Raw genomic sequence first — 11874 nt, forward strand, 5'->3', positions numbered from 1 at the left:
TGTTTCGGTGGTTATAGCGGCAGGGAAACGCCCGGTCCCATTCCGAACCCGGAAGCTAAGCCTGCCAGCGCCGATGGTACTGCACTCGTGAGGGTGTGGGAGAGTAGGACACCGCCGGACTTCTTTACAGGCGGGGTGTTCTCGCAGGAATCCAAGTAATTGGGTTGCTGCGAGAACACCCCGCCTGTTTTTGTCTGTGCCATGGATGTGATCAGGCACTCCGACCCGGAAGCGTTCGCCGAGCTGGCTTTCCCGGTCTACGAAGCCGACCCCGTGCGCCACACCACCGCGCTGACGGTCCTGGACTCGATCCTGGGCCGTGGCCGCGACGACGTGCTGATGATCACTGTGCTCCGAGAGGGGGCAGTGGCGGGTTGTGCCTTCCGGACACCGCCTTGGCCGCTGATCGCCTCCGCGCTGCCCGTCGGAACCCATCGAGTGGTGCAGGACTTCCTCGTGGGCAACGGAATCCCGCTCGGCGGGGTCCTCGCGCCGCGCGAGGTGGCGGACCCGTTCATCACCTTGTGGACGGAGATGACCGGGCAGGCCCCGGACTACACGCTCGGTCTGCGCCTGCACCGCCTCGGCGAGTTCACGCCGCAGACTGCGCCTGGCCGCTTCCGTCCGGTTGAACCGCGGGACATCGACCTCATCGGCGAGTGGTGGGCCGCCTTCGAGGACGAGGAGAGCGGCGGACTGCGCCAGATCGACGGGCAGGCCGAAGCGCGCAGGGCGATGGAGAACCCCATGCGGCGGTTCGGGCTCTGGCTGGACGAGGACGGAACCCCGGTGTCCATGGCGGGAGGCAGCGCGCCGCTGAGCGGGATGTCCCGGCTCGGACCGGTGTACACGCCCAAGGAGCACCGTGGCCGCGGGTACGGCAGCGCGGTCACCGCGGCACTGACCCAGTGGGCGCTGGACGAGGGCGCCCGGGACGTACTGCTGTACACCGACGTCACCAATCCGGTGTCGAACGCGATCTACCACCGCATCGGTTACCGACCCGTGCTGGAGGCCGTCGAACACCGGGTGCCGGACGCGAATACCCTCCGAGGGTGACCGTACGCACTCTGGTCGTGCAGCTGGACGACTCGGACCCGCCCGGCAGGCTCGCCGACTGGCTCATCGACGCGGGCGCGCTGCCGCACGTCGTGCGCCCCGGACGGGACCAGCTGCAGCTCGGCGACCACACCGCCGTCGTCTGCCTCGGCGGCCCGCAGAGCGCCAACGACCCCGACCTGACCGAGGTCCGGACGTTCCTGTCGCGGTGTGCCACCGCAGGCACCCCGGTCCTGGCGATCTGCCTCGGCGCGCAGCTGCTCGCCGTCGCGACCGGCGGCCGGGTGGAGGTCGGGGACTCCGGGCCCGAGGCCGGGGCGGGCCTGGTGGCGAAGCGGGATCTCGGGTGGACCGACCCGCTGTTCGCCGACATGCCGCTGATGCCCGACGTCCTGCAGTTCCACAGCGACGCCATCACCCGGCTGCCCGACTCGGCCGTGCTCCTGGCCGCCGCGGCCCGCTACCCGAACCAGGCGTTCCGGGTCGGGCGCGCGGCCTACGGGGTGCAGTTCCACATCGAGACGACACCGGAGACGGTGCTGCGCTGGGCCGAGGCGAACCCGGCCGTGGCCGCGCGCGCGAAGGCGGGCGAGCTGGAGCCCGAACGGCTCGCCGAGCTGCACGCCGACATCGAGGAGTGCTGGCGGCCGTTCACCGAGCGATTCGTGGCGCTGGCCCGTGGCGACATCGCGCCCGCGGAACCGGCCCGCCCGACCCTGCCGATGATCTGACCGATGGCCGACCCCGCCCGCTCAGTCCCGTCGACCGCCCGGTTCGGCCTCACCGGCGAGCGCGCCGAGCGCGAGCTGCGCGCCGCGGGCCTCTGGGGCGATTCCGGTCCGCTGGCCGCCTACGAGCCCGTGCTGGCCGCGCTGTCGCGCGCCCCCGATCCCGACCTCGCGCTGCGCGGCTTCGACCGGGTCCGCGAGGCCGACCCCGACGGGTGGCCGCAGCTGCGCGACGCCCTCGCCGAGGACCGCGGCCTGCGCGGCAGGATGATCGCCGTGCTCGGCACCTCGACCACGCTGGCCGACCACCTGGTGGTGGGTCCGCACGAGTGGCGGCGCTTCGCGGGCGGGCGCACCCCCGTCGACGGCTACACCGACGCGCTGCTGGCGGCCGTCGGGGCGAGCGGGGACGGCCCGCAGGGGCCGGTCGCGGAGGTGACCGGGCGCGACGCGGTGCGGGCGCTGCGCTTCGCCTACCGGGGGCTGCTCATGGAGGTGGCGGGCGACGACCTCGGGCACGTCGTGGACGCGTCCGTCCCCTCAGCGGACTATTCGGCGATCACCGCGCAGCTGACCGACCTCGCCGAGGCGGCGCTGCGGGCGGCTCTGGCCGTGGCGTGGGCCGAGCATGCGTCCGAGCAGGACGGCGCCAGGCTCAGCGTCATCGCGATGGGCAAGTGCGGCGGATACGAGCTCAACTACGTCAGCGACGTCGACATCGTCTTCGTCGCCGAGGGCGACAGCGCGCTGGCCACCCGGGTCGCCAGCGCCGCGATGCGGGTGGCGGGCGAGGCGTGCTTCGAGGTCGACGCGGCGCTGCGGCCGGAAGGCAAGGCGGGCGCGCTGGTGCGCACCGTGGAGGGCCATGCCGCGTACTACAAGCGCTGGGCGCGCACCTGGGAGTTCCAGGCGCTGCTCAAGGCCCGGCCGATCGCCGGGGACGCCGAACTCGGCGCCGAGTACATCGGCGCGGTGCGGCCGATGGTGTGGTCGGCGGCCAACCGGGAGAACTTCGTCTCCGACGTGCAGGAGATGCGCAAGCGCGTCGAGGAGCACGTGCCCTCGGAGCTGATCGACCGCGACCTGAAGCTTGGCAAGGGCGGGCTGCGCGACGTCGAGTTCGCCGTGCAGCTGCTGCAGCTGGTGCACGGCCGCGCCGACGAGTCGCTGCGCCTGCCCTCTACTGTGGACGCGCTGGCCGCGCTGGGGGCGGGCGGCTACGTCGGCAGGGTCGACGCGGCTGAGCTGGGCGAGTCCTACCGGTTCATGCGCACCCTGGAGCACCGGTTGCAGTTGCAGCGGCTGCGCCGCACGCACCTGTTCCCGGCCGACGACGACACCGCCGAGCTGCGCAGGCTGGCCCGTGCGGTCGGCATCGGTCCGCTGGCGGGCAAGTCGGCGGCGCAGGCGCTGCTGGCCGAGTACCGCAAGCAGTCCAAGGCCATCCGGCGCATGCACCAGAAGCTGTTCTACCGCCCGCTGCTGGCCGCGGTCTCCCGCGTGCCGACCGAGTCGCTGCGGCTGACGGCGGGCCAGGCGCAGGAGCGGCTGGCGGCGCTGGGCTACCTCTCCCCGGACGGCGCGCTGCAGCACATCAAGGCGCTCACCTCCGGGGTGTCGCGGCGCGCGGCCATCCAGACCGCGCTGCTGCCGGTGCTGCTGGACCTGCTCGGCGACACCCCCGACCCCGACGGCGGGCTGCTCGCCTACCGCAAGGTGTCCGAGGCGCTGGCCTCCACGCCGTGGTACCTGCGGGTGCTGCGCGACGAGGGCGCGGTCGCCGAGCGGCTGGCCACCCTGCTCGGCACCTCGAAGCTGGTGCCGGACCTGATCGTGCGGGCGCCGGAGGTGCTGCGGCTGCTCGGCGACCCGCGTGAGCTGACCCACCGCGACCCGGCCGAGGTGGCCGCGTCGCTGCGCAGCGCGGTGAAGCGGCACGGGTACCTGGGCAACGCGGTCACCGCGGCGCGCTCGCTGCGCCGCCACGAGGTGCTGCGCGTGGCGTGCGCGGACCTGCTCGGCTTCCTGGAGGTCGAGCAGGTGTGCGCGGCGCTCTCGAGCGTGTGGGCCGCGGTGCTGCAGGCGGCGCTGGCCGCGGTGGACCGGGCCGAGGCGGCCGCCGACGGCGGGCACCTGGCCAGGGTCACGGTGATCGGCATGGGCAGGCTGGGCGGCCACGAGCTGGGCTACGGCTCCGACGCCGACGTGATGTTCGTCTGCGAGCCCGCCGAGGGCGTCTCCGACCAGGACGCGGTGCGCTACGCGGGCCGGGTCGCGCAGTCGCTGCGCAAGCTGCTCGGCTCACCCAGCCAGGACCCGCCGCTGCACGTGGACGTCGACCTGCGGCCGGAGGGCAAGAACGGCCCGATCGTGCGCACGCTGGAGTCCTATCGCGCCTACTACGCGCAATGGGCCGAGGTGTGGGAGCAGCAGGCGCTGCTGCGTGCCACGCCGATCGCCGGCGACGAGGACCTGGGGGCGCGGTTCATCGCGATGATCGACCCGATCCGCTACCCGGCAGGCGGTCTGGACGCCGCGCAGATCCGGGAGATCCGGCGCATCAAGGCCCGCGTGGACACCGAGCGGCTGCCGCGCGGGGCCAACCCCAACACCCACACCAAGCTCGGCCGGGGCGGCCTCGCCGACGTCGAGTGGACACTCCAGCTGCTCCAGCTGCGCCACGCGCACGCCCACCCCGAGCTGAGGACCGCCTCGACCCTCGACGGGCTGCGCGCGGCCGCCGAGGCCGACCTCGTCGACCCGGCCGACGCGGCCGCGCTGCGCGAGTCCTGGCTGCTGGCCACCCACGTGCGCAACGCGGCGACCCTGGTGCGCGGCAAGCAGACCGACCAGCTTCCGCCACCCGGCCGCGAGCTGACCGCGACGGCGGCGGCGGTCGGCCACAAGGGCAGCGACCCGGGTGCTTTCGTGGACGCGTACCTGCGCACCACGCGCCGCGCGCGGGGGGTTGTGGAGCGGCTGTTCTACGAGGACTGAGGGGCTGGTCACGGACGGGGCGCGGCGTCAGCGCCGCGGCATAGGGTGCGGGTATGGCCTGGAGCATCCGCATCCCCGTCCGCAGCTACGAGTTGGACGCGCTGGGGCATGTGAACCAAGCCGTCTACCACCAGTACGCCGAGATCGCCCGGGTCGAGGGCTTCCAGGTGGCGGGATGCGGGTGGGAGGGGCTGATCGCGGCGGGGACCGCGCCGGTGCTGCTGTCCTCCACCTGCCACTACCGCAGGGAGATCCGCAGCGGGGAGTCCGTCGACGTGACCTGCGAGGTCAAGTTCGGGACCGGGAAGACGTTCCAGACCGACTCCACCATCACCAAGCTCGACGGGACCGTCTCCGCTGAGCTGAGCTGCGTCACCGGGATCATGGACCTGCGCAGGCGCAAGCTGGTGGAAGACCCGCGCGCCGTGTTGGAGGCGCACGGGTTCGACCTGGCGAAGCTGGACTAGGCCAGCACCTCGCCCACCTCGTCGGCCAAGGCGTCGGCGCTCGCGCGGCGCAGCAGTTCGCCCGCCAGGGCGGGGGACTGCAGGTCGAGCGCGCCGTAGACGGGCACGTCCAGGCCGGCCTGGGCTTCGCGGACGGCCAGGGGCGATGTGGTGAGCAGGCCGCTGACGGCCAGCACCGGGTGGTTTCCCGCGCGCAGGCGCTGCACGCCGTAGAGCGCGCCGGAGGAGTCCGCGGCGGCGAACAGGACACCGTCGGTGATGCGGCGCATCTCGGGGCGGTCCAGCAGTTGCGCGGTCTCGGGCTGGAGCAGGCCGTCGGCGATCTCCAGGACGACGGCGTCGACGCCGCGCGACATCAGGTGCCCGTGCAGCAGCAGGGCGCCCTCGACCAGGCGGTCGAGCGGGATGCGGAACGTGGTGGCCATGCCCGCGTCGGTGAAGTCCAGGGCGATGACGGCGCCGGAGTCGCGGAACAGCCACGGGTCGCCGCCCGCGGCGGTGCCGGTGATCTTGGCCGCGCCGACGCGCAGGCCCGCGCGGGTGAGGCCGTGCACGAGCGAGGCGACGGTGGTCGTCTTGCCCGAGTTCATCGACGTGCCCACCACGACGACCGTCGGCGGCACGCGCAGCGCGGGCACCGGGACGCCCAGCGCCAGGTCGGAGACGTTGACGACGCGGCCGGACGCGTCGCCGAGCAGGCCGAGCGGGCGCACCGTCGTCGGCGCGGACACCGCCGCGTTGCGGCTGCGGACCTTGCCGAGCACGCCGCCCGCGGCCACCAGGTCGCAGGCGCCGAGGTCGTCGGGCAGCTCGGCCTCGAAGTGGTCGGGGGCGTAGCGGGCGCCGTAGGCCACGAGGATCTCGTCGCCCACGTACAGCCGCGCCTTGCGGCCGTCGGTCAGCTCCAGCAGCTGGTGGTAGCCCACCTTGGTGATTTCCGCGAGGACGACGTCGCCGTGGGTCGGTTGGCGATCAGCCTGGTGGACGAGGGTGAGCGCGGACTCCCGATCGAGATTGCGCACCGAGTAGGCCGTCTTGAGCCGGTTCAGGCGCGCTGGATCTAGGGGTGCGAACATGGCGGGTCCTCGACGTCGCTGGGAGGGTTCGCCCGCCGGAGAGCCGGACGGACTGGTGTGCGCGGGAGCGTACGACTTCCTGCCCTGCCAAGGGAATCCCACAGCGGGTATCGGTTCGGGAAACCCACTCTTTCGGGTAATGAAACAGGGCGGTAGCCGGAGTGCTCTCCCGGCTACCGCCCTGTGGATCAGGTGCGTTCAGCTACCGATCAGACGTCGTAGTACAGGCCGAACTCGTAGGGGTGCGGGCGCAGGCGCAGCGGGTCGATCTCGTGCTCGCGCTTGTAGGACACCCAGGTGTCGATGACGTCGGGGGTGAACACGCCGCCTTCGAGCAGGTAGTCGTGGTCGGCCTCCAGCGCGTCGAGCACCGCGCCCAGCGACGCGGGCACCTGCGCGACCTCCTTGGCCTCCTCGGGGGGCAGCTCGTAGAGGTCCTTGTCGATCGGGGCCGGGGGCTCGATCTTGTTCTTGACGCCGTCCAGGCCGGCCATGACCAGGGCCGCGAAGGCCAGGTACGGGTTGCCGGAGGAGTCCGGGCAGCGGAACTCGACGCGCTTGGCCTTGGCGTTGTTCCCGGTGATCGGGATGCGGACGCAGGCGGAGCGGTTGCGCTGGGAGTAGACCAGCGAGACCGGGGCCTCGTAGCCGGGGACCAGGCGGTGGTAGGAGTTCACCGTCGGGTTGGTGAAGGCCAGCAGCGACGGGGCGTGGGCGAGCAGGCCGCCGATGTAGTGGCGGGCGGTGTCGGACAGGCCCGCGTAGCCGGACTCGTCGTGGAACAGCGGCACGCCGTCCTTCCACAGCGAGGAGTGCACGTGCATGCCGGAGCCGTTGTCGCCGAAGAGCGGCTTGGGCATGAACGTGATCGACTTGTTCGCCTCCCAGCCGGTGTTCTTCACGATGTACTTGAACAGCTGCAGGTCGTCGGCGGCGTGCAGCAGGGTGTTGAACCGGTAGTTGATCTCGGCCTGACCCGCGGTGCCGACCTCGTGGTGGGCGCGCTCCAGGGTGAAGCCCGCGCCCTGGAGGTTGAGGACCATCTTGTCGCGCAGGTCGGCATAGTGGTCGACCGGCGAGACCGGGAAGTAGCCGCCCTTGAAGCGGGTCTTGTAGCCCTTGTTGTTGCCGTTCTCCTCGGCGCCGGTGTTCCACCAGCCCTCGACGGAGTCGATCTCGTGGAACGAGCCGTTCTCGGTGTAGTCGAAGCGGATCGAGTCGAAGATGTAGAACTCGGCCTCGGGGCCGAAGTACGCGGTGTCGGCGATGCCGGACTCGGCGATGTACTGCTCGGCCTTGCGCGCGATGTTGCGGGGGTCGCGGCTGTAGGCCTCGCGGGTGAACGGGTCGTGCACGAAGAAGTTCAGGATCAGGGTCTTCTCGATCCGGAACGGGTCCAGGCGCGCGGTGTAGGGGTCGGGCAGCAGCAGCATGTCCGACTCGTGGATCGACTGGAAGCCGCGCACGGAGGAGCCGTCGAAGGCCAGGCCCTCGGTGAAGGCGTCCTCGTCGAAGGCCGCAGCCGGGACGGTGAAGTGCTGCATCACGCCGGGAAGGTCGCAGAAGCGGACATCGACGAACTTCACGTCCTCGTCGGCGATGAAGCGCAAGACCTCGTCGGAAGAGTTGAACACGCTGGTTGGCTCCTTACTCCTTGCTCCGCATGACGGCAGGCTGGCTTCCCCGCTCTGCGTGATGACGCTATGAGGGCGGTGTTGCCCGGCAGTCACCCCGGTGTTTCAGCGGTGTTAACGACAGCCGGTTTCGTCCGAAGCATGCCAGTGGCGGGCACGCGCGGCACGTCGTCTTACGCTGGTGGGGTGAGCAGATGGAGCGAGACGTGGCTGTCCGGGACCGGCGCGGCGTTCCAGCCGCGCGAGGGCGAGCCGCGGTGGCGCGGTGACGGTCTCGGGCTGCCGGAGCGGGGGCCGGGCTCGGTGGCGGGGACCGGCGCGCGGCTGGTGGCGTTCCTGATCGACCTGGTGCTCGCGTCCCTGGTGACGTCGCTGTTCGTCGACCGCGACTTCAACGACCCGGCGTCGCTGTGGGCGTTCAACCTCGCGGCGGTCGGCGTGTGGCTGGCGATCACGACCATCGGGGTGGCGCTGGCGGGCTTCACCCCCGGCAAGGTGCTGCTGGGGCTGCGGGTCGTGCGCATGGACGGGAACCCGCTGGTGGGCCCGCTGCGCGCGCTGCCGAGGGCGGTGCTGGCGGCGCTGATCATCCCGGCGGCGATCTGGGACCGGGACGGCCGCGGCTACCACGACCGCCTCACCGGCACCCTGGAACTGAAGGTCCGCTAGTCAGCGCCTGCGGATGGTGCGCTGCACGCTGCGCATCTTCACGCCCTGGGGCATGGGGCCCTTGGGCATGGCCGCGCCGCGGTTGGCCAGGGCGGCCAAGCGCTTCTCGACGGACTCGATGTCGGCGGGGCGCAGGTTGTTCGGCAGCTTCATCAGGTGCTTCTGCAGGCCCTTGAGGGGGACCTGGCCGTCCTCGTTGCCGACGATGACGTCGTAGATCGGGGTGTCGCCGACGAGCCGGGAGATGCGCTTCTTCTCCTGGCCGAGCAGGCCCTTGACCCGGTGCGGGGAGCCCTCGGCGACCAGGATGACGCCGGGGCGGCCGATGACCCGGTGCACGGCGTCGAGCTGGGTGGTGCCCGCGACGGTCGGGGTGACGCGCCAGCGGCCGCGCATGTTCTCCAGCGCCCACGCCGCGGCGCCGGGCTGGCCGTCGGCCTTGCCGTAGACGCTCTTCTGCACGCGGCGGCCGAAGATGATGACGGCGGCGAGCAGGCCGAACGCGATGCCGACCGGCAGCACGAACCAGTGGATGTCCAGCAGCCACCCGATGCCGAAGACCACGGCGACGACCAGCAGGAACGAGCCCAGCATCCACGGGATGAGGCCCTTGTCCTCCTTGCGCTGCATCTTGAACGCCTGGAAGATCTGCCCGCGCTTCGCCTTGGACTCGGCCTTGCGCGCGACCTTGCGCTCCTTGGCCGCCGCTTTCGCGGCCGCCTTGTCCTGCTTGTCCGCCATGCCCCCAGGATACGGTGCCAGTCGACGCAGGCAGGCGCGGGCAGGCGCGGGCAGCCGGTGCGCTCTGCGAAGATGCTCCGCATGGCCGAGCGGGGATTCTCAAGCGACGGGCTCGACCCCGACCAGCTGGCCGCGGTGAAGGCGCCGCGCGGGCCGGTGTGCGTGCTCGCCGGGGCCGGGACCGGCAAGACCAGGACGATCGTCAGCCGGATCGCGGCACTGGTGCACGACGGCCACGTCGCCGAGGGGCAGGTCCTGGCGGTCACGTTCACGACGCGGGCGGCGGGGGAGCTGCGCACCCGGCTGCGGTCGGTGGACATCCACGGCGCGCAGGCCCGCACCTTCCACGCCGCCGCGCTGCGCCAGCTGCGCTACTTCTGGCCGCGCGTGGTCGGCGACGAGCCGTGGGAGCTGATCGACGGCAAGCTGCGCCTGGTCGGGCAGGCGGCGCACCGGGCGGGCGTGGCCACCGAGCGCGAGTCGCTGCGGGACCTGGCCGCGGAGATCGAGTGGTCCAAGGCGTCGCTGATCGCGCCCGAGGACTACCCGGCGGCGGTGGCCAGGGCGCACCGGTCGACGCCGGTGTCGGCGGAGCTGGTGGCGGCGGTCTACACCGGCTACGAGGCGCTGAAGAACCGGGCCCGCCAGCTCGACTTCGACGACCTGCTGCTGCACACCGCCGCCGCGTTGGAGGACAACGCCGCGGTCGCCGAGGAGTTCCGCGACCGCTACCGCTGCTTCGTCGTGGACGAGTACCAGGACGTCACACCGCTTCAGCAGCGCGTGCTCGACGCCTGGCTGGGCAGGCGCGACGACATCACCGTCGTCGGCGACGCCAACCAGACGATCTACTCCTTCGCCGGGGCCTCACCCCGGCCGCTGCTGGACTTCAGCAGGCGCTTCCCCGAGGCGACCGTGGTCCGGTTGGAGCGCGACTACCGCTCGACGCCGGAGGTGGTCACGCTGGCCAACCGGGTCATCTCGGCCGCGCGGGACCGGCCTGCCGGGTCGCGGCTGCGGCTGGTGGGGCAGCGCCCGTCCGGGCCCGAGCCGGTGTTCGCCGAGTTCGACGACGAGCCCGCCGAGGCCGCCGCCGCGGTCGCCAAGATCAAGGAGCTGGCCGACGGCGGCACACCGCTGCGCGAGATCGCGGTGCTCTTCCGCATCAACGCCCAGTCGGAGGTCTACGAGCAGGCGCTGGCCGACGCGGGCCTGCCGTACCTGGTGCGCGGCGGCGAGCGGTTCTTCCAGCGCCAGGAGGTGCGCCAGGCCGTGGCCGCGCTGCGCACCGCCGCGGTCGGCGACCCGGCGGGGGAGCTGCCGCTGCTGGTGCGCTCGGTGCTGGAGCCGGTGGGGCTGACCGAGGAGCCGCCGCCGGGCGGGTCGGCGCGCGAGCGGTGGGAGTCGCTGCTGGCGCTGGTCGAGGTGGCCGAGGAGCTGGTCGCCGCGGTGCCGGAGGCGGACCTGCGCCGGTTCTGCCATGAGCTGGAGCAGCGCGCGCAGGCCCAGCACGCGCCCGCGGTCGACGGGGTGACGCTGGCTTCGCTGCACGCGGCCAAGGGCCTGGAGTGGGACGCGGTCTTCCTGGTGGGCTTGGTCGAGGGGACGCTGCCGATCCAGCACGCCGACGGGGACAACGCCGCCATCGAGGAGGAGCGGCGGCTGCTCTACGTCGGGGTGACCAGGGCGCGCGAGCACCTGTCCCTGTCGTGGTCGCTGGCGCGCACCGCGGGCGGCGGGCGCTACCGCAGGCGCAGCCGCTTCCTGTACGGGCTGATCCCGGACAGCCATCCGGCGGCGCGCCCACCCGCGAAACGGGACGCCGGTCCGGTCCGGTCGCGGTTCACCGAGCGGTACTGCCGGGTGTGCGAGTCGCGGCTGACGGGCGCGCTGGCGATCAAGCTCGGCCGCTGCGAGGACTGCCCGGCCGAGGTCGACCAGTCGCTGCTGGAGCGGCTCAGGGAGTGGCGGCACGAGCGCTCCCGGGCGCTGAAGGTGCCCGCCTACGTCATCCTCACCGACGCCACGCTGGTGGCGATCGCCGAACAACGTCCGGTCGACCGCGCCGGACTCGTGGCGATCTCCGGCATCGGGGCGCAGAAGCTGGAGAAGTTCGGGGCCGAGGTGCTCACCTTGGTCGCCGGGAACGACTCGGCCGAACGGGTGTGACGCGCGTCACGTCCAGAAGTGGAAAATAGGTTGCACGCCCCTCGCGGGCACCAATAACCTGCAGTCACCGGGATCGAACTGCCCGGGGACTTCGACCGACGAGTCAGTGAGGAGGTGGCCGCAATGGTGAGCAACACGATCACCATGACCCCAGGCTACCTCGCGCTGCCCAAGGGCGGAGCCATGTCTGGGGCTGGGGTGTGCCCGAAGGCCGGTGTTCGCGAGCGCGGCTACGCGCACGTCGCCGTCTTCGGCGCTGTTTGGCAGCGCGAAGCGCGCATTGATTCGACCGCCATCCCGTCCGCAACCTCGGGACGGGTGACTTGACGCTGAG

Annotated in this window: 10 protein-coding genes and 1 rRNA gene; 8 read left to right on the plus strand and 3 right to left on the minus strand. The window is 72.1% G+C overall.

Features of this window, described 5'->3' with window-relative positions; all coding sequences use genetic code 11:
• Positions 1-3 precede the first annotated feature (3 nt).
• The 5 genes from rrf (at position 4) to ACFPM7_RS17505 (ending at position 5251) form a co-directional block, all read left to right on the plus strand.
• Positions 4-120 (plus strand): 5S ribosomal RNA (gene rrf, locus ACFPM7_RS17485).
• 39 nt (positions 121-159) lie between these two features.
• Positions 160-1059 carry a GNAT family N-acetyltransferase gene (locus ACFPM7_RS17490; protein WP_378248702.1) on the plus strand — a complete coding sequence of 300 codons (900 nt, stop codon included), beginning with the start codon at positions 160-162 and terminating at the stop codon, positions 1057-1059.
• A complete protein-coding gene (locus ACFPM7_RS17495; protein WP_378248703.1) occupies positions 1056-1790 on the plus strand; it encodes a type 1 glutamine amidotransferase in 735 nt (244 codons plus the stop codon). Before ACFPM7_RS17490 ends, ACFPM7_RS17495 begins: the two co-directional genes overlap by 4 nt.
• A 3-nt stretch (positions 1791-1793) precedes the next feature.
• Positions 1794-4784 carry a bifunctional [glutamine synthetase] adenylyltransferase/[glutamine synthetase]-adenylyl-L-tyrosine phosphorylase gene (locus ACFPM7_RS17500; RefSeq protein ID WP_378248704.1) on the plus strand — a complete coding sequence of 997 codons (2991 nt, stop codon included), beginning with the start codon at positions 1794-1796 and terminating at the stop codon, positions 4782-4784.
• 53 nt (positions 4785-4837) lie between these two features.
• Positions 4838-5251 carry an acyl-CoA thioesterase gene (locus tag ACFPM7_RS17505; RefSeq protein WP_378248705.1) on the plus strand — a complete coding sequence of 138 codons (414 nt, stop codon included), beginning with the start codon at positions 4838-4840 and terminating at the stop codon, positions 5249-5251.
• Here ACFPM7_RS17505 and ACFPM7_RS17510 read toward each other — a convergent pair.
• Together ACFPM7_RS17510 and glnA are read right to left on the minus strand one after the other, a co-directional pair.
• Entirely contained in the window at positions 5248-6327 is a 1080-nt protein-coding gene (locus tag ACFPM7_RS17510) for a DUF1611 domain-containing protein (protein WP_378248706.1), read from the minus strand. The two genes, ACFPM7_RS17505 and ACFPM7_RS17510, sit on opposite strands and share 4 nt — an antisense overlap.
• A gap of 209 nt (positions 6328-6536) precedes the next feature.
• Positions 6537-7961: a type I glutamate--ammonia ligase gene (glnA, locus tag ACFPM7_RS17515; protein WP_378248707.1), complete on the minus strand. Its 1425-nt coding sequence runs from the start codon at positions 7959-7961 to the stop codon at positions 6537-6539.
• A 186-nt stretch (positions 7962-8147) separates the two neighbouring features.
• Here glnA and ACFPM7_RS17520 point away from each other — a divergent pair, with 186 nt between their 5' ends.
• Positions 8148-8630, plus strand: coding sequence for an RDD family protein (locus ACFPM7_RS17520; RefSeq protein ID WP_378248708.1), 483 nt, complete (start codon positions 8148-8150; stop codon positions 8628-8630).
• Here the strand turns inward: ACFPM7_RS17520 and ACFPM7_RS17525 are convergent, their stop codons facing one another.
• Positions 8631-9371, minus strand: a complete 741-nt coding sequence (locus tag ACFPM7_RS17525) for a DUF4191 domain-containing protein (protein ID WP_378248709.1) — start codon at positions 9369-9371, stop codon at positions 8631-8633. It abuts the gene before it with no gap.
• Between the two features lie 81 nt (positions 9372-9452).
• On the opposite strand from ACFPM7_RS17525, the gene ACFPM7_RS17530 reads away from it, so the two are divergent.
• Entirely contained in the window at positions 9453-11540 is a 2088-nt protein-coding gene (locus ACFPM7_RS17530) for an ATP-dependent DNA helicase UvrD2 (RefSeq protein WP_378248710.1), read from the plus strand.
• Between the two features lie 126 nt (positions 11541-11666).
• Positions 11667-11867: a hypothetical protein gene (locus ACFPM7_RS17535; protein WP_378248711.1), complete on the plus strand. Its 201-nt coding sequence runs from the start codon at positions 11667-11669 to the stop codon at positions 11865-11867.
• Positions 11868-11874 lie beyond the last annotated feature (7 nt).

Source organism: Actinokineospora guangxiensis (assembly GCF_042657845.1).
GTDB lineage: Bacteria > Actinomycetota > Actinomycetes > Mycobacteriales > Pseudonocardiaceae > Actinokineospora > Actinokineospora guangxiensis.